The organism is Streptomyces hebeiensis (assembly GCF_052983195.1).
Map to the genome: position 1 here is coordinate 3,423,478 of NZ_CM129812.1, position 26,844 is coordinate 3,450,321.

General features: G+C 71.4%; 17 protein-coding genes and 1 tRNA gene. 1 reads left to right on the plus strand and 17 read right to left on the minus strand.

Going from position 1 to position 26,844, the window contains the following annotated elements; genetic code table 11:
• Positions 1 to 162: 162 nt before the first annotated feature.
• From ACU6P3_RS14995 to ACU6P3_RS15060, 14 genes are all read right to left on the minus strand, one after another.
• Positions 163 to 3,219 (minus strand): WD40 repeat domain-containing protein, encoded by a 3,057-nt coding sequence (locus tag ACU6P3_RS14995; protein WP_447197538.1) that lies wholly within the window; start codon positions 3,217 to 3,219, stop codon positions 163 to 165.
• Positions 3,216 to 4,031, minus strand: coding sequence for a serine peptidase (locus ACU6P3_RS15000; RefSeq protein ID WP_447197539.1), 816 nt, complete (start codon positions 4,029 to 4,031; stop codon positions 3,216 to 3,218). The genes ACU6P3_RS14995 and ACU6P3_RS15000 overlap by 4 nt, the downstream gene beginning before the upstream one ends.
• Positions 4,028 to 5,797, minus strand: coding sequence for a hypothetical protein (locus tag ACU6P3_RS15005; RefSeq protein ID WP_447197540.1), 1,770 nt, complete (start codon positions 5,795 to 5,797; stop codon positions 4,028 to 4,030). The genes ACU6P3_RS15000 and ACU6P3_RS15005 overlap by 4 nt, the downstream gene beginning before the upstream one ends.
• A gap of 675 nt (positions 5,798 to 6,472) precedes the next feature.
• Positions 6,473 to 6,546 (minus strand) — tRNA-Thr (locus ACU6P3_RS15010).
• 97 nt (positions 6,547 to 6,643) lie between these two features.
• Positions 6,644 to 8,203, minus strand: a complete 1,560-nt coding sequence (locus ACU6P3_RS15015) for an alpha/beta hydrolase (protein ID WP_447197541.1) — start codon at positions 8,201 to 8,203, stop codon at positions 6,644 to 6,646.
• A 244-nt stretch (positions 8,204 to 8,447) separates the two neighbouring features.
• Positions 8,448 to 9,653, minus strand: a complete 1,206-nt coding sequence (locus tag ACU6P3_RS15020; protein ID WP_447197542.1) for a DNA polymerase III subunit delta' — start codon at positions 9,651 to 9,653, stop codon at positions 8,448 to 8,450.
• Between the two features lie 97 nt (positions 9,654 to 9,750).
• A complete protein-coding gene (tmk, locus tag ACU6P3_RS15025) occupies positions 9,751 to 13,293 on the minus strand; it encodes a dTMP kinase (RefSeq protein WP_447197543.1) in 3,543 nt (1,180 codons plus the stop codon).
• A 91-nt stretch (positions 13,294 to 13,384) separates the two neighbouring features.
• Positions 13,385 to 16,234, minus strand: a complete 2,850-nt coding sequence (topA, locus tag ACU6P3_RS15030; protein ID WP_447197544.1) for a type I DNA topoisomerase — start codon at positions 16,232 to 16,234, stop codon at positions 13,385 to 13,387.
• A gap of 405 nt (positions 16,235 to 16,639) precedes the next feature.
• The gene (locus ACU6P3_RS15035) at positions 16,640 to 16,837 is read right to left on the minus strand and encodes a hypothetical protein (protein WP_447197545.1); all 198 of its coding nucleotides are present in this window, start codon (positions 16,835 to 16,837) and stop codon (positions 16,640 to 16,642) included.
• A 146-nt stretch (positions 16,838 to 16,983) separates the two neighbouring features.
• The gene (locus ACU6P3_RS15040; RefSeq protein ID WP_447197546.1) at positions 16,984 to 18,486 is read right to left on the minus strand and encodes a DUF7059 domain-containing protein; all 1,503 of its coding nucleotides are present in this window, start codon (positions 18,484 to 18,486) and stop codon (positions 16,984 to 16,986) included.
• A gap of 80 nt (positions 18,487 to 18,566) precedes the next feature.
• Positions 18,567 to 19,160 carry a small secreted protein gene (locus ACU6P3_RS15045; RefSeq protein WP_447197547.1) on the minus strand — a complete coding sequence of 198 codons (594 nt, stop codon included), beginning with the start codon at positions 19,158 to 19,160 and terminating at the stop codon, positions 18,567 to 18,569.
• A gap of 319 nt (positions 19,161 to 19,479) precedes the next feature.
• Positions 19,480 to 21,885, minus strand: a complete 2,406-nt coding sequence (locus tag ACU6P3_RS15050) for a sodium-translocating pyrophosphatase (protein ID WP_447197548.1) — start codon at positions 21,883 to 21,885, stop codon at positions 19,480 to 19,482.
• Between the two features lie 369 nt (positions 21,886 to 22,254).
• A complete protein-coding gene (locus tag ACU6P3_RS15055) occupies positions 22,255 to 22,707 on the minus strand; it encodes an ATP-binding protein (protein ID WP_447197549.1) in 453 nt (150 codons plus the stop codon).
• Positions 22,708 to 22,809: 102 nt separating this feature from the next.
• Positions 22,810 to 23,163 (minus strand): STAS domain-containing protein, encoded by a 354-nt coding sequence (locus ACU6P3_RS15060; protein WP_003967428.1) that lies wholly within the window; start codon positions 23,161 to 23,163, stop codon positions 22,810 to 22,812.
• A 79-nt stretch (positions 23,164 to 23,242) separates the two neighbouring features.
• On the opposite strand from ACU6P3_RS15060, the gene sftH reads away from it, so the two are divergent.
• Positions 23,243 to 25,735, plus strand: coding sequence for a DNA 3'-5' helicase SftH (gene sftH / locus ACU6P3_RS15065; RefSeq protein WP_447197550.1), 2,493 nt, complete (start codon positions 23,243 to 23,245; stop codon positions 25,733 to 25,735).
• On the opposite strand, the gene ACU6P3_RS15070 is transcribed toward sftH, so the two are convergent.
• The 3 genes from ACU6P3_RS15070 to ACU6P3_RS15080 all read right to left on the minus strand — a co-directional run bounded on the left by ACU6P3_RS15070 (position 25,674) and on the right by ACU6P3_RS15080 (position 26,723).
• On the minus strand, positions 25,674 to 26,009 hold the full coding sequence (locus ACU6P3_RS15070) for an Rv3654c family TadE-like protein (RefSeq protein ID WP_447197551.1): 336 nt from the start codon (positions 26,007 to 26,009) through the stop codon (positions 25,674 to 25,676). The two genes, sftH and ACU6P3_RS15070, sit on opposite strands and share 62 nt — an antisense overlap.
• Before the next feature lie 125 nt (positions 26,010 to 26,134).
• Complete coding sequence (locus tag ACU6P3_RS15075) at positions 26,135 to 26,599, minus strand: TadE family type IV pilus minor pilin (RefSeq protein WP_447197552.1); 465 nt, start codon at positions 26,597 to 26,599, stop codon at positions 26,135 to 26,137.
• Positions 26,586 to 26,723, minus strand: a complete 138-nt coding sequence (locus ACU6P3_RS15080; protein ID WP_234314865.1) for a DUF4244 domain-containing protein — start codon at positions 26,721 to 26,723, stop codon at positions 26,586 to 26,588. Before ACU6P3_RS15080 ends, ACU6P3_RS15075 begins: the two co-directional genes overlap by 14 nt.
• Positions 26,724 to 26,844: the final 121 nt, after the last annotated feature.

The following is a 26,844-nucleotide window of genomic DNA, read 5'->3' on the forward strand; positions in this document are numbered from 1 at the left end:
AGACCGACCTGATCAATCACGACCAGTGACGCGTCATCCGCTCAGACAGGAAGAACAGCCTGCCAGGCTACGTAGGGGCCTGCGCGAGCCACAGCGTCCGCTACCGCCGCAACCACAACTTTCTTCCATGCACCAGGCGGGTCAACCCAGCTGGTCGCCCAGTCAGACGCCGCAACCCGCGCAATGGATACCGATCCTCCAGCGTCTCTTGACCAGCTCTCCGCTGCCTTCCGCGCGGGCCACCACCTCGCGGCCTTCGGCCGTCGGGAGGAAGAGGCGGGGGTTCTCGGCCCGGCGCACGTACCCCTTTTGCCGGAGGGAACGCAGTTGCGTCTTCACGCAGCGGCGGAAGTGCCGCCAGAACGCCGCATTCACCTCGGGCACGCCCAGGGGCTCGTCCATCCGGCAGAGGTGGATCAGGACCGCCATCTCCAGAGGGGTCAGCTGTCCACCGGTGTCCCCGAAGTTCTCCTCCTCGTCGCCGGTGTCCGCTTCGTGCGGCGGGTTCGATGCTGCTGGGGGCGGTTGGGCGTCGTCCCACGGCCCCGGGTCGTTGGCAGCGCTGAAGACGGCGAGCTCTCGCCCGTATCCGACGGCGAGGATCCCCTCCGCCAGGGAGAGCGCGCCGATCGCCTCGGGGAGGGTCACGACGGTATGTATGTCGCCAGTCTCCACATCCCAGAAGTGGAGGGTTGTACGGGACGGGTCCGCAGTGATTACTACGGGGCGGCCGTGCGATGTGCCGACCGCGATCATCTGCACCGGTATGGCCGTGAGGAGGCAGCACCGCCGGCCGGTTTCAGCGTCCCATACGCTAACCCGGCCATCCTCGTACCCGGCCGCCACCAACGGTCCAGTGGGTGTCGTACCGATGGCAATGGTCACCACGCCTTCGCCCCCGCCGGTCAGGGTCCTGCGGGGTGCGCCGGGGTTGAGGTTCCACAGCTCGATCGTGCCGTCGTGGCGGGCGACCGCGGCGACCGGCTTCCGGCGGATCCGTCCGGTGGCCACCGCTTCGCAACGCAGGCCCTGCATAGGGTGGTTAAGGGTTCGCCCCCCAGTGAGTGAGTGAACTCGCAGACGTCCGCCGTCCGACGAGTCGAGGCTGAGGACGAGGGGATGTCGCCGAGATCCGCCCACGGCCAGTGCGGTCACGGGTCCATCCGGCTCGGAGCACGGGGCACACTGCCACAGCCGCTCACCTGTCGCGGGTCGCCGGGCGGTCAGCTTTCCGTCGTCGGTGGCGGTGACGGCGACTGGCCCCTCAGGTGTTGAGCCGAGCGCCACGGCCGTGAGCTTTCCAGTGCCGTTGAGGTGGTTCCCCTCGGATGTGCCGTCGGACGCGGTCACCACCCGCAGCCGCTCGTCGCCGCAGCCGGTGGCGATCAGTAGTCGGCCGTCCACACGGCTGAGAGACACCGAGCTGATGGGGATGGGGTAGGTGACTCGACCTGCGGTCCGCACACGCCGGTCATCCAGAGCCCAGACACGCGCCGTATTGTCTTGTCCGGCGCTGACCGCCACTGGGCTGCCAGCAATCTGCGTGACGGTGATCGTCCGGGGCCGGTCCGTGTGTGCGCTGAATGTCTGGCGGAGGCTGCCGTCCGCCATGCTCCACTCACGCAGGGTGCGGTCGTCGGATGCGGACAACAACGCGTATCCGGCCAGGGATTCGAGCAACCCTGATCGTCGGCGCCCTTCGCTGTCTGGGGTGACACGCGGCTTGACGCGCGCGGTGTGTGTGACCGCCTGGATGTCCGGGAACAAGCCGTTCGGTTTGTCGCCCTCATGCGTGGCCGGCGCGTCGCACACGACCAGGTCAGTGATCGCGCCGAGGTGGCCAGTGAGCTGACGCAGCGGCCGTCCTCCGCGTTCCAGGTCCCAGAGCCGGATCGTCCCATCCCTGCCGCCGGTGACGGCCACACTACCTCGGCCCGCGTCGAGGACGGTGAGGCTGTCCATGCTGCCGGGGGGTCCTTCGAACACGCTGGTCGGCCTTCCGTCCAGCAGGTCCCACACCTCACCCCTGCCATCGGCGGTGGTGATCACCACGGCCGGGCCTGGGCCGGTCAGGGCCGGTGCGATACCGGTGATCTTCCCTATGTTGAGCGGCTTCCTGAAGCATTCCATTCCCGTGCGGGGGTCGAGGGACAACAGCTGCCCTTGGCCCACGTAGGCGATCATGTCGTCCATGTCGCCTACGGCGACGCCCAAGCGGCCGCCGGGAGGCACGTCAGTGAAGACCATCCGGATCTCTCCGGTTTCCAGGTCTCGGATGCCCACCGTGCCGTCGCCGCCGTGGGTGATGACGATCTGAACGCCACGGAGCTCGTGCAACTGAAGCCCGTGCACCTCCCCGTCGTGTGCGGCCGCCTGCCAAAGAGTCTCCCCGCTCAACGGGTTGCAGCAGCGCAACGTTCCGTCTTTCGCGGCAGTGAGCGCGACGACACGGGAAGAGTCCGAGATGGCCACGGCCGTCAGCTGCGCCGCGTGCCCAGGCAGTACGCGCAAACGCGTACCGGAGGCCAGGTCCCAGACTCCCGCTGCTCTATCGCCGCGTGCGGCGGTCACAGCGAAGGACCTGTCCTCGGCTGTCCCGGCGGCGAGCGATTCGACCGGTGAGTCGTGGGCGAGTGTGCCGCGGAGCGCAAAGCTGATGTTGCTCGCCGTGGACCAGCGGCACTGCCACTGTGAAGGAGGTGCGTGGCGGGGATGGTAAAAGACCTGGCTGACGTCGGGCCACTGGTGACGGGCGGCGTCCACGGCGAGGATGTCGCGCCGTGCGTGCGGCTCGGCCGCAATGTGTTCCACCAGGGACGCCCGGTAGAGCGAGAGGGCCGGCACCGGTGTTCCAGCCTCCAGAAGCGCGCCGAAACGTAGCACCGGTCCGGGGCGGGCGTGAACGAGGAATTCGTAGTCGGCGAAGAGTCTCCGCAGACGACCGGACTCAGCGGCGTGTTCGGCGGCGTGGCGCAGCAGGTAGGGGGAGGCAAGGTCCCAGCGTGGTCGGCCGTCCTCTCGGATCGGTGCCATGAGCCGGTCGAGGACTAGGCCGGCGACGGCCTGCCGGACTGCTGCGGAGTCAGGACCGTCCTCCCGGCCGGGAAGTGGCTCCTCGCTGTTGCCACGGCCATCTCGCCGTTCGTCGTCCTTCTGGTTTCCCTCATCCGCTCCGTCTGCCTGCTGGGCCTCCGGCACGTCTTCATCCGCTGGGCTCACGATGCGGTTGCCAGAACGTTCGCAAGGCCTGCCGACTTCAGATAAGACTCCGCGTGGTGAAACTTGAACCCGCGGTGAACGACGTGGTGTTCATCGCTGTCCACGCCGACGAAACGCCTGGAGACACCCTTGGCGGGGATGGCGACGGGGTCGCCGGGGTCCGCCAGGTTCGTCCAGCGGGCCACCTGGGGCGGCCGAGCTCCCCGGCCGGCCTCGGGAGACGGGTTCAACCGGTTGAAGATGGCCTTGGGCAGGGCGAGGGGCGAGCCTACTGTCACCCACAGCGGGAGGGGTGGCGTGCCGTCGTGGTGCAGGGTCTCGTACGCCACGACCGAGCCCAGGGAGTGGGCGATCAGCACATCCGGCCGGTGGCGGTCGAGCGCCTCGCGGAGGCGCTGCTGCACCGCGTCGCGAGCCGGCCCTCTCCGCTGATAGGCAGCGACCTCCTTGACGAAGCGGACCATGAACCACTCCATGAGCCATTCCGGGCACGCCCAGCTCTCCGCCAGCTCGGCGATGCCGTCGCGCAGCACCGCTGTGAGCAGTCCCTGAGGGACGCGCCCTGGGTCTGTGGCGGCGGGCTGGGCGGCAAGAAGTTCGTGGACGATCTCCTCCTCGGTCTCAGTCAAGTCCTCCAGATCCGAGGCGTCGTCGCTCTGGCCACCCTGCTCGCGCAGCAGATCGGCGAAGTACACCACCTCGGCCTCGGCGCCCAAGTGCTTGCTCCAGGCAGCCGACAGGTTCCGGGCAGCCGTCTCCGGCAACTCGCCCGGTCGGTAGTTGCCGATTCCGTGGATTCCGACGATCTTCACTCCGGCCCTCCGCGAGAGTAGGGTTGTGCTGTCAAGTAGTCGGCCAGGCCCTGGTGGAAGAGCCGGTACAGGGTGGAGCCATCGCTCTCCACGCCGGTACGCATGTAGAAGCGTCCCGCCTCCAGCAGCTCGCGAACGTTGTGGTCCCCGACCTCCGGATCGAATTCGGGTGCGACCGCCGCGACGGCTTCGGTGGGGAACCCCTCGCCCTTGGCCCAGGCCACTGCAGACAGCACGGCCCGCAGCCGCGTCCCCTCCGGACGTAGGCTCAGGTCAAGCTCCAGTACGCCGGGGAGGGTGAGCGGGACGCTCTTGCCCCGCCGCGCTGCGGACGTCGTGTCTTCTGGTACCGGCAACCGTTCGAGCGCGCGGCCGTAGATCCGGGCCACGAGGAACGGACCCCAGTGTCGGGTGGTCCGAGGGTCGTGCGTCAACGTCGCGGCGATCGTGCCGGCCAGCGTGGTGCGCACGGCGCGACGGGAGGCTTCCCGGTAACCGGGGAGTTCGGCGAGCCGCATGGCGAGATGCCGGGCCAGGTCATCGCGGATTTCGTCGTTGGGTGCGTTGTCCAAGTCGAGGAGCGTGTCTTGCCTCGCGGCGCGCTCCAGGAGCGGCTGGAAGCGCGAGCCGCGCCGGGTGCCAACGAGCAGCCGGACTGCAGGCAGCCCGTCGGGACGGACGGCCTCGACCAGCGGCAGCAGAAGTCGCTGCATCAGGTCGACGGGATCGTCGGCCTCGTCCAGGGCGTCGAAAACCAACGGCGGGATGTCAGGGAGCGATGAGACGGCGTCGATGAGATCCGGTGCGGTCCACGGCTCCTCCCGTCCGGTGCCTCGGCCGGGGAGGCCCCATTGCATGGCCAGGGAGGCGACCACGGCATCCAGCCCGCGGTTGCGGGCGTGAATGGCCGCCAGCATCGGGTTGGGTGAGGGGACGCCGTCCGGCTGTTGAGCAGCCAGGTATTTGCGAATGTCGGGGGCGGCTCGCACGATCTCCTGATGCCCGGCGCAGACCAACGCCCCTAGAAGGGCCGACTTGCCGCAGCCGGGGGCGCCGGTGACGACGCTGAGCCCGCCGGCGGTGGTGTCGTCCAGCCAGGGGGCCAGCGCGGTGAGCTGCCGTCGGCGGCCACTGAAGTGGTCGCCGACGCGGTCTATGAAGTGGGCGGCTCCCAGGTCGGCGACGAACGCCCGGACGGGGGCGTCGACCGTCTGGAGCCGCTCCTGCCGGGGGTCGCTGATCCAGTTGGGGTTAGGGAAGAAAGGCAACTCGAGCGGCTGCGAGGTGTCGATCTTGGTGGAGTGGACCTTTTGGCGACGGCCGGCCGCGCCGAGCCGCAACTGGATGGCGGACGTCACCCTGTCCCACCGCACGTAGCGCAGCGACGGAGAGGTGTCGAGCCCGTTGGCGGCGATCTCCTCCAACACCTCGGCTACGGCCGTGCTGAACGCGCCGTCGTAGGCCGCCTTGTCCGGGCTGGTGGCCGCGATCACCCAGGCGTGCAACTGGTCATCCGCGATCTGCATCAACTGCCCGATCCGGGCAGCGCGTCCAGCCCTGCACAGGTCAACCAGGAACAGCATGGGCTCCGGCAGGCTGTTCGCTTCCTGGACCCACAAAGTCACGTCGGTCCCCAATCCGGGGTCCCCGCAGGATGGCACCATGGACAACCGCTCTGTGCCCTCGGCCTTCCTGTCCCGGCCCGGCAGGGCCGTTGCACCGTGCGAGATGACGTGCACGATACGGAACCGGTCCTCGCTCGCCACCTCCCAGTTCCGCCGCACCGCCCTGCGGTCCGGCTCCCGCGCAGTAGTCACCTGATACGAGAGCTTCCCGTAGGCCTGCTCCAGCCTGGATAACACCTCTGGCACGAAGGGCAAGTCGCTCCAGCCCTGGCCCGGTTCCGGTTCCGCGTTCGGCGCGACGGACGAAGCGAAGCGACTGACGCCCATGAGCAGTGCGCGCAGAGACTCCGAACCCGCTGCGGCTCCGTCCCCCACGTCGACTCCCCCCGAGCTTCCCGCGTGAAAGCCCCTCACAGCGGCCGTCCCCGGGATCGTACCGGTCACCGCGGAACCTGTCGGACGGACGGAACCCGGTCGCGCAAGACTCGCCACCGAACCTTGGCTGGGGGCGGCAAACGGCGCCGCACGGCATGGTCGGTGCAAGCGCAATTCAGAACCTGCGTCTCGTGGGCCCACGCCACGCTGTCGACTCGGAGCGGCCGAGACGTGTTCGACCGGGGCCAGAACGTCGCCGAGGCCACCGCCAAGCTGGTACCCCTCTAGCGGAAGGCGGAGACCAAGTGGGGCGCCTAACCCCCCTCCGCTCACGCATCGCTCACGCACGGGGTTTCGGGCCCCGGCCGCCGCATGCGCCTAACGACCCCGGAAATAGCAAAAGCCCCAGGTCACGGCGAGTGAGTCCTGGGGCTTCTACAGAGCCGCCTTCGGGATTCGAACCCGAGACCTACGCATTACGAGTGCGTTGCTCTGGCCAACTGAGCTAAGGCGGCTTGCCTGCCGCACCATCGTGCGATCTGCGGCGCGCCCAAGTCTACACAGTTTCCGGGGGTGCTCCGTACACGCCCGGTCCGGAGCGGTTGTCGCAGGTCAGGAGCACTTCTTGCCGTCGGCGGGCGGGGTGCCCTCCAGGAGGTAGGTGTTGATCGCCGTGTCGATGCAGTCGCTGCCCCGGCCGTAGGCGGTGTGGCCGTCGCCGTCGTAGGTGAGGAGGGTGCCGGAGGAGAGCTGGGCGGCAAGGGACTGTGCCCACTTGTACGGGGTCGCCGGGTCGCGGGTGGTGCCGACGACGACGATCGGGGCGGCGCCCTCGGCCTCGATGCGGTGGGGGGAGCCGGTGGCCTTGGCGGGCCAGTAGGCGCAGTTCAGGGAGGCCCAGGCCAGGCCCGTGCCGAAGACCGGGGACGCCTTCTCGAAGGAGGGGAGCGCCTTGGTCACCGCCTCCGGGGAGTCGAAGGCGGGCGGGAGGTCCAGACAGTTCACGGCGGAGTTGGCGTACATCAGATTGGCGTACGAGCCCTCGCTGTCGCGCTCGTAGTACGAGTCGGCCAGGGCGAGCAGGGCGGCGCCGTCGCCCCGCATGGCGCCGGCGACGGCCTCGCGGAGCTGCGGCCAAGCCGACTCGTCGTACATCGCGGCGATCACCCCGGTCGTGGCGAGGGACTCGCCCAGGCGGCGCCCGTCCCCGGCCGGCACGGGCTTGGCGTCCAGGGTCTTGAAGAACGCCTTCATGCGGTTCGAGGCGTCGGCCGCGGACGTCGTGCCGAGGGGGCAGTCCGCCTGCTTCACACAGTCCCGGGCGAAGGACTGGAACGCGGTCTCGAAACCGGCGGTCTGGTCACGATTGAGCTCGACGGCCGGCAGGGACGGGTCCATCGCGCCGTCGAGGACGAGCCGGCCGGTGCGCCGGGGGAACAGTTCCGCGTAGGTCGCGCCGAGGAAGGTCCCGTACGAGGCCCCGACGTACGACAGTTTCTCGTCCCCCAGCGCGGCCCGGAAGATGTCCATGTCACGGGCCGCCTCGACCGTGGAGACATGCGGGAGGACGGTGCCCGAACGCTTCTGGCAGCCCTCCGCGAAGGTCTTGAACGCCGCGGCCAGCTTCTTCGTCTCCGCCTGGTCGTCCGGCGTCTGGTCGACCTGGGTGTAGGCGTCCATCTCCTTGCCGCTGAGGCATGTGACCGGTTCGCTGCCGGCGACGCCGCGCGGGTCGATGGCGGCCATGTCGTACTGGGCGCGCACCGGCGCCGGGTAGCCGATGCCCGCGTACGACTGGAGGTAGGCGATGGCAGAGCCGCCCGGGCCGCCCGGGTTGACCAGCAGGGAACCGAGGCGCTTGCCGGGACCGGTGGCCTTCTTGCGGGCGACGGCCAGGTCGATCTCGGCCCCGTCCGGCTTGGCGTAGTCGAGCGGGGCCTTCATCGCGGCGCACTGGAAACCGGCGGTCCCGCACTCGCGCCAGCGGAGCTTCTGCTCGTAGAACTTCCGCAGTGCCGCCTGGTCCACGGACGCCGGGCCCGCGCCGGATCCCGTGGCCGAGTCCGAGGGGGACGCCTCTGGCGAGGAACTGTCCGGACTGCAGCCGGAGATCAGCAGACCGGCCGCCAGGAAGGCGGCGACGGAGAAACGTGACAGGCGCCTGGTGTCCATTCCCGGAGCCTAACCGCCGAGCCGCCACCCAACGCCGACAGCTCACGGACGAGTGACTTCCCCTATGATCACGTCGCGAGTCCGCCGGGCCTGTCTCGGGCCCCGCTGGTCCCGCTCCGCGCTCGTAAGGCCCCTCGTACGAACACGTCGCGCCCTCCGCGCCCTCCGCGCGTCCGGTCCGACTCGGGGTCCGCGTCCGGGTCCGGTCACGCGCCGCGCCCTCGGGGGTGGGGCCGCGCTCCGGTCAGCCCGACCGCAGCGACACCGCCATGGACTCGACCGCCAGCAGCGGCGCCACGTTGCGGTCGAGCGCCTGGCGGCAGGCGCCGATCGCCTCTATCCGGCGCAGGCTCCGCTCCGGCGTCGAGGCGCGGGCCACCCGGTCCAGCGCGTCCCGTACGTCCTCGTTGGCGAGCGCGACCCGCGAGCCGAGCTGGAGGGCCAGGACGTCGCGGTAGAAGCCGGTGAGATCGCTGAGGGCCAGGTCGAGGCTGTCCCGCTGGGTACGGGTGGAACGCCGCTTCTGGCGGTCGGCCAGCTCCTTCATCGCTCCCGCCGTCCCCCGGGGCATCCGGCCGCCGGCCGCGGCCCCGAGCGCCGCCTTCATGTCCTCCGTCTCCTTCGCGTCCACGGTCTCGGATGCCTGCTTGGCGTCCTCCGCCGCTGCGTCGATCAGTTCCTGGGCCGCCTTGAGGCAACCACCGATCTCCTCCACCCGCAGCGGCATCTTGAGCACGGTCGCCCGGCGGGCGCGGGCCCGTTCGTCGGTGGCGAGCCGTCGGGCACGGTCGATGTGTCCCTGCGTGGCGCGGGCCGCGGCCCGCGCGGCCTCCGGCTCGATCCCGTCACGCCGGACCAGGAAGTCCGCCACCGCCGCCACGGACGGCGTGGACAGCACGAGGTGGCGGCACCGGGAGCGGATCGTCGGCAGCACGTCCTCCAGGGAGGGGGCGCAGAGCAGCCAGACCGTACGGGGCGCGGGCTCCTCCACCGCCTTCAGCAGGACGTTGCCGGCGCCCTCGGTGAGCCGGTCGGCGTCCTCCATCACGATGACCTGCCACCGCCCGACGGCCGGGGAGAGCTGGGCCCGCCGCACCAGCTCGCGGGTCTCCTTGACACCGATGGAGAGCAGGTCGGTGCGGATGACCTCGACGTCGGCGTGCGTACCGATCAGGCTCGTATGACAGCCGTCGCAGAATCCGCACCCCGGCTCCCCGCCGAGCGCCCGGTCGGGCCCCGTGCACTGGAGCGCGGCGGCGAACGCGCGGGCCGCGGTGGCCCGGCCCGCCCCCGGAGGCCCGGTGAACAGCCAGGCGTGCGTCATCTTCGAGGCCTCGGGCGGAGCCGCGCCGGAGGCCTCGGCCGTCACGAGCGCGTCGGCGTCCCGGGCGGCCGCTGCGAGCGCCGTCCGCACCCGGTCCTGCCCGACCAGGTCCTCCCATACGGTCATGCCCGTCACCGCCTCCGTGCCGTGTGCGGGACCCGGGCGCGCACGCCGCCCGGGTCCTTGTCGTCTCGCACTCCATTGTGAGGCCGGGGTCCGACAGTCACCGACGGCGGCGGCGCCCTCCGTCGCTCTCCTCGTCCTGACCACGGCGGTCACGGCCGTCGCCGCCGGACCCGGCGGCGTCGTCATCGCGCGGTCCCAGCAGTTCGTCCGCCAAGGTCGGCAGGTCGTCCAGCGGGGTCTCCTCCGCCCAGTCCGAACGGCGGCGGGAGCGCTCGGAAGCACGGTCGTGCTCGTCCGCCGCCTCGCGCTCCGGAGCGGACTCCGGCGCGAACTGCGGCAGTTCCCTGGTCCGCTCGCTCTCCCGCTCCACGGACCGCTCCGGTCCGTCGTCCTTGCGGAAGAAGTCCCGCGGCACCCGGTCGGCCGCCGACTCGTCGCCCCGTACGGACGGCAGCACGGCGGTCTCGTCGCCCTGTACGGACGGCAGCACGGCGGTCTCGTCGGCAGCCCGCGCCTCCTCCGCGCCCCGCGCGCCCCCACGGGCTCCGCCCTCGTCCTCACCCGAGCCGTGAGAGGGACGCGGCCGGGCCTGCGGAAGGGCCGTCGTCTCCTCCTCGGGGCGGACGGCCGGAACCTCCTGCGTCACGTCGTCCGGCGCCACGGAGCCGCGGGAGGAACGCGTGGCGGAGCCCTCGGCCGAACCATCCGGGGATCCGGCGTCCGCCTCCGGCAGCCTGACGATCGGGGTGGTCAGCGTGGTCTCGGCCGCCGACTCCTCCTCGCGCCTGCGCGCCTCCTCCGCCCGCAGCAGCGCCTCCTCCGCCTTGCGCTGCTTCTCACGGCGCCGCTCGGCGGCCTCCGCGCGCAGCCGGGCCTCCTCCTGGGCCTGCTTCCGCAGACGCTCCTGCTCGGCCTCGTACGCCCGCTCCTCGGCCTCGCGCCGCTCGCGCTCCGCCTCGGCCTGCCGACGCGCCTCCTCCGCCCGCTGCCTGGCCTCCTCGGCCTTCCGCGCGGCCTCGCGCTGCCGCGCCTCCTCCAGCTCGCGGCTCTTGCGCTCCTCCTCCTCGGCGCGGAGCTTGGCGAGCTGCGCCTGGCGCTCGCGCTCCAGCCGCTCCTCCTCGGCCTTGCGCGCCGCCTCTTCCTCCGCCCTGCGCCTGGCCTCCTCGATGGCCGCCTTCCGCGCCTCTTCCTGGGCCTTCACCTCGGCCTCGGAGAGCGGCAGCATCTGGTCGAGCCGGTGCCGTACGACGGTGGTGACCGCGGCCGGTTCCTGCCCCGCGTCCACGACGAGGTAGCGGGTGGGGTCCGCCGCCGCGAGCGTGAGGAAGCCGGACCGCACGCGCTGGTGGAACTCCGCCGGCTCCGACTCCAGCCGGTCCGGGGCCTCCGTGAAACGTTCCCGCGCGGTCTCCGGGGAGACGTCGAGCAGCACCGTGAGATGCGGCACGAGACCACCCGTCGCCCAGCGCGAGATACGGGCGATCTCGGTCGGCGAGAGATCGCGGCCCGCGCCCTGGTACGCCACGGACGAGTCGATGTAGCGGTCCGAGATCACGATCGCGCCGCGCTCCAGGGCGGGCCGTACGACCGAGTCGACATGCTCGGCACGGTCCGCCGCGTACAGCAGTGCCTCCGCGCGGTTCGACAGACCGGCGCTCGACACGTCCAGCAGGATCGAGCGCAGTCGCTTGCCGACCGGGGTGGCACCCGGCTCGCGCGTGACCACGACCTCGTGGCCCTTGGCACGGATCCACTCCGCGAGGGCTTCGACCTGGGTGGTCTTCCCGGCACCGTCGCCGCCCTCGACCGCGATGAAGAAGCCGGTGGCGGCAGGGGCCTGGGCCGGGTCGGCCCCACCGAGCAGCGCGTCCCGCAGATCGCGCCGCAACGGCACACCGGAGCGGTCGTCCGTTTTCGCCAGCACGACCGCCGCGACGGGCAGCAGCAGCGCGCCGACCAGCATCAGCGTGAACGCGGCGCCGTCATGGGCGAAGACGAACGAGCCGCCGACGAGGCGGTGCGGGCCGATGGCCGCGGCGACGAGGGGGGCGATGACCACACCAAGCGCGACGAAGACCCTGACAACTGCATGCAAATGTTCACTTACGCGCTGTCGACGGTACTCCTCGATCTCCTGGTCGAGAAGCGTGTGTCCGGTATTCGCCACGACACCGGCGGCGAAGCCCGCGAACAGTGCGAGGAACAGCACCGTCGCCAGGTCCGGCACCAGCCCCATGACCAGCAGCGCGACGCCGGTCAGCATGATCGCCAGCGCGAGGAGACGCCTGCGGGACAGCGCCGGCAGCACCTTGGCCGCACTCCGGATGCCGAGCCCCGTGCCTCCGGTCATGGCGAGAACCAGCAGCGCGAAGGCGACAGGGCCACCGCCGAGGTCCTTGGCCTGGAGCACGAAGACGCCCACGGCGGCCGCGACCGCGCCCGCCACCGCACCACAGGCGAGGACGAGCAGCGGCACCGCGCCCGTACGCCCCTTGTCACCCGTACGCGTCTTGTCACCCGTACGCGCGCCGCCCTGCTGGGACGCGTCGGACGCGTCGGACGCGTCACCGCTCCCGCCGCCCGTCGGGCGGCGCAGCCCTTCGAGCGGAGACCTCGGGCGGGGCGTCCTGCCGTCGGGCAGTTCGAGGAAGAACAGCGTGGACACCGACGCGGCGAACAGTCCCGCGGCGACGTACGACCCGAGCGCCGCCTGGTGCTCCGTGAACCACGCGATGCCCGCGCCAAGAAGGTTGCCGATCAGCGTGGCCACGAGCAGGGCCAGGGCGGCGGCCGGCACGGCCAGGAAAGTCGTACGCAGTGTGAGCCGGCGCAGCGCGTCGAGGTGGTCGGGCAGCGGGCGCACCACCGCGCCCTCCAGCGGCGGAACGGGCAGCAGCGCGGGCGCCGCGCTCTCCCGGGCGACCGCCCAGAAACGCTCGGCCACCCCGACGACGAAGACAGTGGAGAGCAGGATGGGCAGGGCGCGGCCCGGGGTCCACTCGATCCACAGCGGTGCGATCACCAGCAGGACGAGCCGGAGCACATCCGCGACGATCATCGTCCAGCGCCGGTCCAGCGGGCCGCCGTCCCGGTCGGCGCCGCCGGTCCGGAGGGCCGACGCCCCCGCCGCCCTGCCCGGCTTCTTGCCGGTCCCCCCACCGGACTTCTCGTCGGTGGTGGCTCCCTCGGCGGTCGCCTGGTCGGCCCCGGCGGCACCGCCGGCACCGGCCTCCGCCCCCGCCGTACGTGCGCGGGCTCCCGCGCCACCGCGGCCGCGCTTCCCCGCACCGCCGACCTTCCCGCTGCCGGGAGCGACCAACGCCGACACCGGACCGAGCAGGATCGCCCCGAACAGCAGCGTGGCGAGGATCCTCACCCCGAACACAGCGGCGACGGCGAACGCCACCCCCCGGTATCCAGCACCGAATGAGCCCTCGGCGATCGCCGCCTGCAACGACAGCAGCAGAAGCACGAGAATCGCCAGTACGTCGCCGACACCACCGGCGAATTGGGCGCCCCACAACCGCCGGAGCGGAGGAAGGCGCAACAGGGCCCGTACGGCGCGCTCTCGTGAGTCTGCGGCAAGTGCGTCGGAGTCGGAGGTGGGGCTCACGACCGTTGGCTGCTCGGCTCGCGTCATCCGCCCAGCCTATCGGGCCCCACGGTCTCCTCGACGACCACGTCCGAACATACGGTCGTACGGTCAAGGGGTTTGGCCGTACGACCGCCCGTTACCCGTCCGAGGGGGCCCTTTTCGCGGCGGCGCTCTTCGTGGCCGCGCTCGTCGCGGCCGCCTTCTTCGTCGCGGTCTTGGCCGTCGTCTTCTTCGCGGCGGTCTTCTTCGCCGCCGTCGCCTTCTTCGCCGCCGTCTTCTTCGCGGGAGCCTTCTTCGCCGCCTTCTTCGCGGTCTTCTTCGCCGGCCCCTTGGCGCGCTTCTCGGCGAGCAGCTCGTAGCCCCGCTCCGGCGTGATCTCCTCGACGCTGTCGCCGGTCCGCAGCGTCGCGTTCGTCTCGCCGTCCGTCACATACGGCCCGAAACGCCCGTCCTTCACCACGACCGGACGCTCGCTCACCGGGTCCGTGCCCAGCTCCTTCAGCGGCGGCTTGGCCGCGGCCCGCCCCCGCTGCTTCGGCTGTGCGTAGATCGCCAGGGCCTCCTCCAGCGTGATGCTGAACAGCTGCTCCTCGCGCTCCAGGGACCGCGAGTCCGTGCCCTTCTTCAGGTACGGGCCGTAACGGCCGTTCTGTGCCGTGATCTCGACACCCTCGGGGTCCGTGCCGACGACCCGGGGCAGCGACATCAGCCTGAGCGCGTCCTCGAGCGTGACCGTGTCCAGGGACATCGACTTGAACAGCGACGCCGTGCGCGGCTTCACCGCGTTCTTGCCGGTCTTCGGCGTGCCGTCCGGAAGGATCTCCGTCACGTACGGCCCGTAACGGCCGTCCTTCGCCACGATCGGGTGACCGCTCTCCGGATCCGTCCCCAGCTCGAAGTCGCCGCTCGGCTTGGCGAGCAGCTCCTCCGCGTACGCCACCGTCAGCTCGTCGGGCGCCAGGTCCTCCGGCACGTCCGCGCGCTGGTGGCCTTCCGCGTCCTTCTCGCCGCGCTCGACGTACGGCCCGTACCGCCCGACGCGCAGCATGATCCCGTCGCCCACGGGGAACGAGGAGATCTCCCGCGCGTCGATCGCGCCGAGGTCCGTGACCAGCTCCTTCAGCCCGCCGAGGTGATCTCCGTCGCCGTTCCCCGCGTCCGAGGCGGCACCCGCGCCCGCCGAGTCGCCGGCCTCTCCGAAGTAGAACCGCTTCAGCCACGGCACCGCCTGGGCCTCACCCTGTGCGATGCGGTCGAGGTCGTCCTCCATCTTGGCCGTGAAGTCGTAGTCGACCAGTCGGCCGAAGTGCCGCTCCAGCAGGTTGACGACGGCGAAGGAGAGGAAGGACGGGACGAGTGCCGTGCCCTTCTTGAAGACGTAGCCGCGGTCGAGGATGGTGCCGATGATCGAGGCATAGGTGGACGGGCGGCCGATCTCCCGCTCTTCCAGCTCCTTGACCAGCGACGCCTCGGTGTAACGGGCCGGCGGCTTGGTGGCGTGGCCGTCGACCGAGATCTCCTCGGCGGTCAGCCCGTCGCCCTCGGCGACCTGCGGCAGCCGGCGCTCGCGGTCGTCCAGCTCCGCGTTCGGGTCGTCGGCGCCCTCCACGTAGGCCTTCATGAAGCCGTGGAAGGTGATCGTCTTGCCGGACGCGGAGAACTCGACGTCCCGGCCGTCGGCGGACCGGCCGCCGATCTTCACCGTGACGCTGTTGCCGACCGCGTCCTTCATCTGGGAGGCCACGGTCCGCTTCCAGATCAGCTCGTAGAGCCTGAACTGGTCGCCGGTCAGCCCGGTCTCCGCCGGCGTGCGGAACCGGTCGCCCGAGGGCCGGATCGCCTCGTGCGCCTCCTGCGCGTTCTTGACCTTCCCGGCGTACGTACGCGGCTTGTCCGGCAGGTACGCCGCCCCGTAGAGCTGTGTGACCTGCGCCCTGGCCGCCGCGACGGCGGTGTCGGAGAGGACGGTGGAGTCCGTACGCATGTAGGTGATGAAGCCGTTCTCGTACAGCTTCTGCGCGACCTGCATGGTGGCCTTCGCCCCGAAGCCCAGCTTGCGCGAGGCCTCCTGCTGGAGCGTGGTCGTACGGAACGGGGCGTACGGGGCGCGGCGGTACGGCTTGGACTCGACCGAGCGCACCGAGAACGAGGAATCGGCCAGCGCGGCGGCGAGCGCCCGCGCGTTCACCTCGTCGAGGTGCAGCACCTGGTCGGTCTTGAGCCGGCCGTCGGGACCGAAGTCGCGGCCCTGGGCGACCCGTCGCCCGTCGACCGAGTTCAGTCGGGCCACCAGCGAGGACGGGTCCGAGGAGTCACCGGCGCGGCCGGTGGCGAACGTGCCCGTCAGGTCCCAGTACTCGGCCGAGCTGAACGCGATGCGCTCGCGCTCCCGCTCGACCACGAGCCGGGTCGCGACGGACTGGACCCGGCCCGCCGAGAGGCCGCGCATGACCTTCTTCCACAGGACCGGCGACACCTCGTAGCCGTAGAGGCGGTCGAGGATGCGGCGGGTCTCCTGGGCCTCGACCATCCGCGTGTTCAGCTCACGCGGGTTGGCGACGGCGGCCCGGATCGCGTCCTTGGTGATCTCGTGGAAGACCATCCGGTGGACGGGCACCTTGGGCTTGAGGACTTCCTGGAGGTGCCACGCGATGGCCTCGCCCTCGCGGTCCTCATCGGTGGCGAGGTAGAGCTCGTCGGATTCGGCCAGCAGTTCCTTGAGCTTTCTGACCTGGGCCTTCTTGTCCGCGTTGACGACGTAGACGGGCTGGAAGTCATGCTCGACGTCCACACCGAGGCGGCGCACCTCGCCGGTGTACTTCTCCGGCACCTCGGCGGCCCCGTTCGGGAGGTCGCGGATGTGCCCGACACTCGCCTCGACGACAAAGCCAGGGCCGAGGTAGCCCTTGATCGTCTTCGCCTTGGCGGGCGACTCCACGATGACGAGTCGGCGGCCGCCATGTGCGGTCTCGCTGGTCGGGGACAACTTCGCTCTTCTCTCCGGTCGACGCTCTATGGGCCCGTTCGGCAGTACGTTCGGTACATCAGTGCGGCACGGTCGGGCCCGGTACGGCCCGGCGGTGACGCTGCTTCGCTGCGGAGTGTGACGGTACAACCCGCCCCCGTGTCAAACGGCGAAAGACCGCAACGGCCACTCGAACGGTAACCCGACTCCGGGCATTCCTGCCGCCCGGACCCCGGCCACGGGCCCGCTCCGGGGCCTCGGCACGGCTTCCGCCACGGGCCGTGGAGAGGGCCGCCCCGCGGCCCGCCACGGGGATCCGACGCAGGTCCGACGCGTACGGCGGGGCGGAACGCGGGACCGGGACGATCATGGTCGGAGGATTCCGCTCCGGCTCCGCGGCCCGGATCGAAGTCCCGGCCGCGTGGATCAGATACGACCGAAGCACCACACGCCGAGAACGAGAAAGACCACGCCCGAGAGTGTCGCGAGGGTGATGGCCGGGGCGGGGCGCACGCCCAGGGCCACCGGCGCGCCGTGCCGGGCCCGGGCCGCGGTCCATATCAGCAGCGCGGCCCCGAACAGGACGAACACCGCTCCCGCGAAGACCGCCGGCCCGCTCTCCATGCCGTACCCCGTTTCCCTGTGCCGGCGCTCGCCGTGGGGCGCCGCCCGGACCTGAGAAGGCCGAGGCTGGCACCCCGGAGCGTCAGCGACACGAACTCCGGGTGAACCACCGCCTACCGTTGGCGGTGCCCTGCCGACGCCGGTCGTCACCGCCGTGCCGGTTCCAGGAAGCCCTCCTCCACCAGCGTCCTGATCGCCTGCGGCGTGCGGTCCCGGAGCACCACCGGGTCCTCCCCCATCAGCTGTGCGATCGCGTCCAGGATCCGCCCCGCGCTGAGCTCGCCGTCGCACACCCCTGCGAACCCGGCACCGACCGTGTCGACCTTCGTGGCCCGCCGCATTCCCCGGTTCTGCCGCAGCAGCACGTGCTCGGGGTCCTCCGCGCCCGGCAGCCCGACCTGCTCCTGGACGACCTCCGGTGCCAGCACGAAGTGACCGGCAAGGAGCGCCGCGTCGTCGTGCGCGCGCAGAAAGTCCTGCCGGTCGAAATGTGCGCGCACGGTCTCGCCGAGCGGCTGTTCGACCGCGTGCGGCCACTCCTCCACGACGATCGACGGCTGCTCCGCACCCGTTTTCCTGAGCGTGATCCACCCGAATCCGACCGCCCTGGTCCGCCGGGCCTCGAATTCGTCCAGCCATGCCGCGTACCGCGCCTCGTACGCCCCCTGACCGTCCCGGTGGTCGCCGCTGTCGCGCAGCCACAGCTCCGCGTACTGCGCCACGTCCTGGACCTCGCGCTGCACGATCCAGGCGTCACAGCCGCGCGGCACCCAGGAGCGGACGCGCTCCTGCCACTCCTCCCCCTCCACGTGCTGCCAGTTGGCGAGGAACTGGGCGAACCCGCCCTCGTTCAGCCGGTCTCCCGCTTGCTGAACGAGCGTGCGGCACAGATCGTCCCCGCCCATCCCGCCGTCCCGGTAGGTGAGCCGGGCGCCGGGTGAGATGACGAACGGCGGATTGGAGACGATCAGGTCGTAACTCTCGCCCTCGACCGGCTCGAACAGCGACCCCTCCCGCAGCTCGGCGGCGGGCGCGCCGGAGAGGGCCAGGGTGAGCCGGGTGAAGCCGAGCGCCCGCGGGTTCAGATCCGTTGCGGTGACCCGCGTGGCGTGCCGGGTGGCGTGCAGCGCCTGGATGCCGGAGCCGGTGCCGAGATCGAGCGCCGATCCGACGGGGGTGCGGACGGTGATCCCGGCCAGGGTCGTGGACGCACCGCCGACCCCGAGCACCACTCCCGCGTCATGGCCACCGGCGCCCCCGGCCCCGCCGACGGAGCGGCCGAGGTCGGAGACGATGAACCAGTCCTCCCCCTCGGGCCCGCCGTACGGCCGGACGTCCACCGTGGCTCGGAGGCCCGCCCCGTCGTCCCGTACGACCCAGCCGTCCGCCAGCGCCTCGTCCAGCGGGAGCACAGCCGCCGCCCGGTCCTCGGGGACCGGGCGCTGGAGCAGGAACAGCCGTACGAGCGTCTCGAGCGGGGTGCCGCCCCGGGTGGCGCGCAGCGCGGGGACTGTCTCACCGCGGGCCAGCGCGGCGTAGGCGGGGGCGCCGAGCAGGTCGAGCAGGCCGTCGGCGGTGAATTCGGCGGCGAGCAGGGCCGCGCGGAGTCGGGGCGAGCGGTCGGGCACGGGAAGGCTGGTCGTACTCACCCGCCCATTGTGTCGGCTCCCACTGACAACGGCTCCGCGGCCCGGCCCGCCGTGCGCCGGGCCGGCTTTCGTACCGGGCGCTACGAGGCCGACTCGCCCGCCGGTGCCGCGGCACCGCCGCCCGACGGTGCCGGCTTCTGGCAGCCGGGCTGCTTCGCCATCGCCTTGCCGACATCGCCGGACTGGAGCTTCTGGAGGGCCTGGTCGCCGTTCTTGCTGAGCTTGTCCAGTTCGTCCGCGACGCCCTTGAGGCCGTCCGCGAAGCTCGCCTGGTCCTTGGTGTCGAGCGCGTCGACCTTCTGCTTGAGGCCCGCGTACGACGCCGAGGTCGCGTTCAGCTCCTTGACGGCCTCCTGCTGGGTCTGCTCGCCGTCCACGACGGGCGGTGCGCCGGCGCCGTTCACGGCCGTACCCAGCGACTTGTAGGCGTCGGAGATGGACTGGAAGGCCGCTGAGTCGGTCTTCTGCACATCGGCGGGTTTGCTGCTGTCCGAGGTCGCCTGCTGGATGGAGGTGTTGGCGTTCGCGATCTTCGTCAGCTGGGGCTGGACCTGGTCGCAGACCTTCTTGGCCCAGTCGTTCGTCTTGGTCTCGCTGTCATCGCCGCCGCATCCGGACAGTGCCATCAGCAGTACCGCACCGCCGGACAGTGCGGCCACAAGCTTCTTGTTCACCGGTTTGGTCCCTTCCAAGGCTCTCGGCCCCGGAACATACACGCCAAGTGAGCGACGACCTCGCGCCCTTCGCTCCGTATAACCCCTATTGAAGCCATTTGCACCAAGGGAGAGACGCCTCACGCTCACCCACCGGGCTCGGCGGGAACTCGCCACCCGGACCGGCCACCCGGACCGGCGGGAACTCGCCAACCTGGTCCGTGCGGAAGCTCGTCGGCCCGCGTGCGAACTCGGCGGCGGCGCCCTGCGGAGAGACGGGCGGACGACGCGGGGTCCACGCCCTCCGCCCCGCCCCACCGCGGGACCATGACGCCACGGACTACGAGGCCACCGCCGGATCGGGCGACTTCTCGCTCCCGTCCCCGGCTCCGCCTCCGCCGTCCTCGTCGCCCACGGCCACCGAGCGGCGCTTCGAGACGTACACCGCGCCGACGATCACGACGAGGGCGAGCACCGCCACGAGCGTGCGCACGCCCGCGCTGGCGTCGCTGCCGTAGCTGAACCTGACGACTGCCGGGGCGATGAGCAGCGCCACCAGGTTCATCACCTTCAGCAACGGGTTGATGGCGGGGCCGGCCGTGTCCTTGAACGGGTCACCGACGGTGTCCCCGATCACCGTCGCCGCATGGGCGTCGCTGCCCTTGCCGCCGTGCCGGCCGTCCTCGACCAGCTTCTTGGCGTTGTCCCAGGCACCTCCTGAGTTGGCCAGGAAGACGGCCATCAGCGCGCCGGTGGCGATCGCGCCGGCCAGGAACGCCCCGAGCGCCCCGACCCCGAGCGAGAAGCCCACGGCGATCGGGGTGAGGACGGCGAGCAGCCCCGGGGTGGCCAGTTCGCGCAGCGCGTCCTTGGTACAGATGTCGACCACACGCCCGTACTCGGGCTGCTCGCTGTAGTCCATGATCCCCGGGCGCTCCCGGAACTGCCTGCGCACCTCGTAGACCACCGAACCCGCCGACCGCGACACCGCGTTGATCGCCAGTCCGGAGAAGAGGAAGACGACCGCGGCGCCGAGGACCAGGCCCACCAGGTTGTTGGGCTGGGAGATGTTCAGGCTGAGCGTCAGCTCCCCGGCTCCGGCGCCGATGTCCGCGACGGCCGTGGCGATGGCGTCACGGTACGACCCGAAGAGCGCCGACGCCGCCAGCACCGCCGTGGCGATCGCGATGCCCTTGGTGATGGCCTTGGTGGTGTTGCCGACGGCATCGAGGTCGGTGAGCACCTGGGCGCCGGCCCCCGTCACGTCGCCGGACATCTCGGCGATGCCCTGGGCGTTGTCCGAGACCGGGCCGAAGGTGTCCATGGCGACGATGACGCCCACGGTGGTCAGCAGCCCGGTGCCGGCCAGGGCCACCGCGAACAGGGCCAGTGTGATCGACGCGCCGCCGAGCAGGAACGCCCCGTACACCGCGAGCCCGATCAGCAGCGCGGTGTAGACCGCGGACTCCAGGCCGATCGCGATGCCGGTGAGCACGACGGTGGCCGGACCGGTCAGGGCCGACTTGCCGATGTCGCGGACCGGGCGCCGGCCGGTCTCGGTGAAGTAGCCGGTCAGCTGCTGGATCAGAGCCGCGAGCACGATGCCGACGGCGACCGCGACGAGCGCCAGCACCCTGGGGTCGCCGCCGTGGGCCAGGATCGCCGGGTCGGTGACTCCGGCCAGGTCGGCGTACGAGGACGGCAGGTAGAGGAAGGACGCGGCCGCCACCAGGGCGAGGGAGATCACCGCGGAGATGAAGAACGCCCGGTTGATGGCGCTCATACCGCTGCGGTCGGTGCGCCGCGGGGCCACCGCGAAGATGCCGATCATCGCGGTGATCACGCCGACGGCCGGCACCATCAGCGGGAAGGCGAGCCCTGAGTCCCCGAACGCCGCCGTGCCGAGGATGAGCGCGGCGACGAGCGTCACGGCGTACGACTCGAAGAGGTCGGCGGCCATCCCGGCGCAGTCGCCGACGTTGTCCCCCACGTTGTCGGCGATGGTCGCGGCGTTACGGGGGTCGTCCTCGGGGATGCCCTGTTCCACCTTGCCGACCAGGTCCGCGCCGACGTCGGCGGCCTTGGTGAAGATGCCGCCGCCGACCCTCATGAACATGGCGATCAGCGCGGCGCCGAGGCCGAACCCCTCCAGGACCTTGGGGGCGTCGCCGGTGTAGACGAGGACCACACAGGAGGCGCCGAGCAGCCCGAGGCCCACGGTGAACATCCCGACCACACCCCCCGTACGGAATGCGATCTTCATGGCCCGGCGCGAAACGACCGCCAGGTCCTTTTCCGGTTCGCCCGGCGCGGGCGTCGCCTCACGCGCGGCAGCGGCGACTCTCACATTGCTGCGCACGGCGAGCCGCATGCCGATGTATCCGGTGGCCGCCGAGAAAAGAGCGCCCACCAGGAAGAACAGCGAACGGCCCGCGCGCTGCGACCAGTTGTCGGCCGGCAGGAGCAGCAACAGGAAGAACACCACGACCGCGAAAATTCCGAGGGTGCGCAACTGCCTGGCCAGATAGGCATTCGCGCCTTCCTGTACAGCGGCCGCGATCCGTTTCATGGAATCGGTGCCCTGGCCGGCCGCCAGGACCTGGCGTACCAGCAGCTGAGCCACGAACAGCGCCGCCAGTGCGACGACCGCGACGACGATCACGATGATCCGGTTGTCGTCGGTGAGTATCGCGGCCGCGAGAGAAGGGGAGTGCTCGGACAGGTATGGGTGAACGTGCCCCGCCATTCGTCCTCCTTGACGCTCGACGTGCGTACAAGATGGACGGATTGTAGGGAGGGAAACCTGATCAAAACAGAGCACGCCACATCAAAAATCGGCCTTGATTTCCGGAACGACCTTGGAAATGGGTAATGCGATAAGCGCGTTAATCAATGAATGGGAGCATCGCCCGGCCGGTCGGCCGGAAAAAGAAAAGACCCTGCTCAGCAGGGTCTTTTCCCGGGACTGAATCCACCATTCGGGTACGGAACCGTCCGCGAACCAGCCGGAGCACGGACATTCCGGGACACGAACAGTCCGGGACAGGCAACAGTCCGGGGCACGCGAAGCCTGCCGGGCGCACGGCGAGCGATCAGGGCCGAGCGGCAGGGACGATCAGGGCAATACGACGGCCGGTGTGGTCGGCCATGTCATCCGGATGACGCCACCGTCGTCGTCCGTGGTCACCTCCACGTCGTCGACGAGGCCGCTGATGACGGCGAGCCCCATCTGGTCCTCGCCCTCGGCATCGGCCTCGTGGGGATCGCCCGGCCCCGCGCCCTCGGGCGCGTCCGGCGCCCCGGCCCCGCCCCCGGCGTGCAGCACTCCGTCGCCGACCTCGATGGAGAAGGTCTTCTCCTCCTCGGTCAGCACGACTCTCACCGGAGCGGTGATGCCATGGTTGCGGTGCAGCCCGACCGCTCGGCTGCATGCCTCACCGACCGCGAGTCGGACCTCGTCCAACACAGCTTCGTCGACGCCCGCCCGGCGCGCCACGGCAGCCGCCACCAGGCGGGCCGTCCTGACGTGCTCCGGCTGGGCGCTGAAGCGGAGTTCAACGGTGGCCATGCGATCCCCCTCGAACGTACGGGCGTACGTACTCACGGGCGGGGCGACCGGGCACGGAGCCCGGCGCCTCTGCCCTCTCCTCCGGAAGGCTGTGGCCGTACCTCAGTCGGTGGCGGCCACGGCCTCGTCGACCGTGGTGTGGATGGGGAACACCTTGGTCAGGCCGGTGATCCGGAAGATCTTGAGAATGCGCTCCTGGTTGCAGACCAGACGCAGCGAGCCCTCGTGCGCACGCACGCGCTTCAGGCCGCCCACGAGCACACCGAGACCGGTCGAGTCGAGGAAGTCCACGCCCTCCATGTCGACGACCAGGTGGTAGCTGCCGTCGTTCACCAACTCGACCAACTGCTCGCGCAGCTTGGGCGCGGTATACACATCAATCTCGCCACCGACCTCGACGACCGTACGGTCGCCACCAGGGCCGGACACATTGCGAGTCGACAGGGACAGGTCCACGGATCCTCCAGCACCTTGCTATCGAGCGGTCGCCCCTCGGGTCTCCCCGACGGAGCCAGGGGACGTATCGCCAGCCGCGATGGCATTCAATCACTTACCAGCAGTCATGCACGACGCCTTGGGCCCATTGTCCGTCACGCCAGTGACACACTCGATGCCGATGGCCAGGAATCAGCGCCCCAGTGGACCCCCCGGGAACGGGAACGACCGCCCCTCCCCAGGTGAGATCCTCGACCGGCTCGCCGCAGCGGCGGACCGTACGACACGCATCACCCATATGGAGCACTTGCCCCCGCGAGAAGGGGCTCATGCAGTCTGGCCCGATCGCATCCGGCCGGAAGTGATCAACGCCATTCAGCGGGCCGGGATCGACCATCCGTGGACCCACCAGGCCGAGGCCGCCGAGCGCGCCCTGGACGGCGAATCCGTCGTCATCGCCACCGGAACCGCCTCCGGCAAGTCCCTCGCCTACCTCGCTCCCGTCCTCAGCACGCTCCTCGACGGCTCCGAGGCCCCGAACGGCCGGGGCACGACCGCCCTCTACCTCGCCCCGACCAAGGCATTGGCAGCCGACCAGTGCCGCTCGGTCAGGGCCCTCGCCGCCCCGCTGGGCAACCGCGTACGCCCCGCCGTCTACGACGGGGACACCGCCGTGGAGGAACGCGAGTGGATCCGGCAGTACGGCACCTACGTGCTGACCAACCCGGACATGCTGCACCGCGGGATCCTGCCCTCCCACCCGCGCTGGGCCTCCTTCCTGCGCTCCCTGCGCTACGTCGTGATCGACGAGTGCCACACCTACCGCGGCGTCTTCGGGTCGAACGTGGCCCAGGTGCTGCGCCGGCTGCGCCGCGTGTGCGCCCGCTACGGCGCGCACCCGGTCTTCCTTCTCGCCTCGGCCACCGCCGCCGAGCCCGCCGTGACCGCCGGCCGGCTCACCGGTCTGCCCGTGCACGAGGTGGCCGACGACGCCTCGCCCCGCGGCGAACTGGTCTTCGCCCTGTGGGAGCCCCCTCTCACCGAACTCCACGGCGAGAAGGGCGCCCCCGTCCGCCGTACCGCCACCGCCGAGACCGCCGACCTCCTCACCGACCTCACCGTCCAGGGCGTCCGTACCGTCGCCTTCGTCCGCTCCCGGCGCGGCGCCGAACTCATCTCCGTGATCACCCAGGAGCGCCTGGCCCAGGTGGACCGCTCACTGCCCCGCCGGGTCGCCGCCTACCGGGGCGGCTACCTCCCCGAAGAGCGCCGGGCCCTGGAGAACGCCCTGCACTCCGGCGAGTTGCTCGGCCTCGCCGCCACGTCCGCCCTGGAACTAGGCATCGACGTCTCCGGCCTGGACGCGGTCCTCATCACCGGCTACCCCGGCACCCGCGCCTCCCTCTGGCAGCAGGCGGGCCGGGCCGGCCGCGCCGGGCAGGGAGCGCTGGCGATCCTGGTCGCCCGGGACGACCCGCTGGACACCTTTCTCGTCCACCACCCGGAAGCGCTGTTCCGCCGGCCCGTCGAGTCCACCGTCCTCGACCCGGACAACCCCTACGTCCTCGCGCCCCACCTGTGCGCGGCGGCGGCCGAAATCCCGCTCACCGACGACGACCTGACCCTCTTCGGCCCCGAGGCACCCGCCCTGCTCCCGCAGCTGGAGACCGCGGGACTGCTGCGGCGCCGCGCCGCCGGCTGGTACTGGACCCGCCGTGAACGGGCCGCCGACCTCACCGACATCCGGGGCGAGGGCGGGCGCCCGGTCCAGATCGTCGAGGCGGCGACCGGCCGGCTGCTCGGCACCGTCGACGAACCGGCCGCCCACACCGCCGTCCACGACGGAGCCGTCCACCTCCACCAGGGCCGCACCTACCTGGTGAAGCGGCTGGACCTGGCCGACTCGGTCGCCCTGGTCGAGCAGGCCGACCCGCCGTACTCGACCACCGCCCGCGACACCACCGCCATCTCCGTCCTCGAAACCGACACCGAGATCCCGTGGGGCGACGGACGCCTGTGTTACGGCTCCGTCGAGGTCACCAACCAGGTCGTCTCCTTCCTCCGCCGCCGGCTCATCACCGGCGAGGTGCTCGGCGAGAGCAAGCTCGACCTGCCCCCGCGGACCTTGCGCACCCGGGCCGTGTGGTGGACGGTCACCGAGGACCAGCTGGACCGGGCCCGGGTGGGTCCGGAGCAGCTCGGCGGCGCGCTGCACGCCGCCGAGCACGCCTCCATCGGGATACTCCCGCTCTTCGCCACCTGCGACCGCCGGGACATCGGCGGCGTGTCCGTACCGCTCCATCCCGACACCTCGCTGCCCACCGTCTTCGTCTACGACGGCCACCCCGGCGGGGCGGGCTTCGCCGAGCGCGCCTTCCGTACGGCCCGTGCCTGGCTCACGGCGACCCGCGAGGCCATCGCCTCCTGCGAGTGCGAGGCCGGCTGCCCGTCCTGCATCCAGTCCCCCAAGTGCGGCAACGGCAACGACCCCTTGCACAAGCGAGGAGCCGTACGCCTCCTGGCCGAGTTGCTCAGGTCGGCCCCGGCGCCGAACGAACCGGCCCCTGGCTCACCGGCCCCGCCCGTGCCCTGACCTCCGGGCCGTACGGACCGGCCCGCACCCGGGCCGCCACCTCCGCGGTCTCGCCGCTCACGGCACAGCGCACCACCTCCGCCCCCTGTGCGGCCGCCACGTCGGCGGCCTCCCGGCAGGCCGCCGCCGGGCCGAGCAGCGCGCGGTCCGCGGCGGCGAGTGCCGCCAGGTCGGCGGCCGCGCCGACCCGGTGCCGGGCGACGATCGCCTGCCCCAGGGCGAGTGCGACGGCGAAGACCGCGCACATCGTGGCCGCCGCAAGTGCCACCCACACCGTCGCGGAGCCCCGGTCCGGGTACCGGATTCGGTCATGAACACGGAGATGAACACGGAGACGGACTCGGTTTCGGGTCCGGTGACGGATCGGGTTCCGGACCATGGAGCGGTTCGCCGCCCGCCTCATGACGCCGACCTCCCCGGGTCCGGAGCCGGGGCCCCGCCCGCGGCGCCTTCCCCCGCCGCGGATTCCAGCCCGTCCTCCGCCGACGCTGCCGCCTCGGCCGAGAGCGTCAGGCCCAGCGCGCCGGGCCCGGGTGCTCTGGCGTCCACCCGTACCCGCCACAGACCGTCCGTGCGCTCGACCGTCACCGTGGCCCCGTCCGGCGCCGCCGCCCGGGCGGCGGTCTCCGCCACGGCCCTGGGCTCGGACCGGGCCGCCGCCCGGGCCCCGGCCCGGGCCGCGTCCACGCACTGGATCTGCGCCGCGGCCGCCGTCAGGGCCCAGACCAGCGCCAGCGTGAACCCCACCAGCACCGGTACCGCCACGGCCGCCTCGGCCGTCACGAACCCTTCGTCCGCACCGCACCGCCGGCCGGCCCGGCCGGTGGGGCGGCGCGGATCCCGGTCCGTCTCAGAACTGCGCACTGAGCGCCTTCCCGATCAGCGATTCCAGCGCCGCGGCGACCGGCCCGCTCGTGGCCACCTTGTAGAGCACCCCCGCCAGCGCGCAGGCGGCGATCGTCCCCACCGCGTACTCGGCCGTGCTCATGCCCGCGTCCGCCCGTGCCCGGCGCAGCCACTCCCGTGGCATCCGCCGCAGGCCCGGGACATGCCGTGTCCGGGGCGCCTGTCCCGCCCCCGGGGCCCATCGCGCCCCCGGCGTGCGGCGC

Excerpts from the sequence above, each read along its gene's own strand:
- ACU6P3_RS15035 (WP_447197545.1), bottom strand. The coding sequence starts at position 16,837 with ATGGAGAGCGGGCCGGCGGTCTTCGCGGGAGCGGTGTTCGTCCTGTTC.
- ACU6P3_RS15015 (WP_447197541.1), bottom strand. The coding sequence starts at position 8,203 with ATGGACACCAGGCGCCTGTCACGTTTCTCCGTCGCCGCCTTCCTGGCG.
- ACU6P3_RS15050 (WP_447197548.1), bottom strand. The coding sequence starts at position 21,885 with ATGGCGGGGCACGTTCACCCATACCTGTCCGAGCACTCCCCTTCTCTC.
- sftH (WP_447197550.1), top strand. The coding sequence starts at position 23,243 with ATGGCATTCAATCACTTACCAGCAGTCATGCACGACGCCTTGGGCCCA.
- ACU6P3_RS15055 (WP_447197549.1), bottom strand. The coding sequence starts at position 22,707 with ATGGCCACCGTTGAACTCCGCTTCAGCGCCCAGCCGGAGCACGTCAGG.
- ACU6P3_RS15080 (WP_234314865.1), bottom strand. The coding sequence starts at position 26,723 with ATGAGCACGGCCGAGTACGCGGTGGGGACGATCGCCGCCTGCGCGCTG.
- ACU6P3_RS15020 (WP_447197542.1), bottom strand. The coding sequence starts at position 9,653 with ATGACCGTATGGGAGGACCTGGTCGGGCAGGACCGGGTGCGGACGGCG.
- tmk (WP_447197543.1), bottom strand. The coding sequence starts at position 13,293 with ATGACGCGAGCCGAGCAGCCAACGGTCGTGAGCCCCACCTCCGACTCC.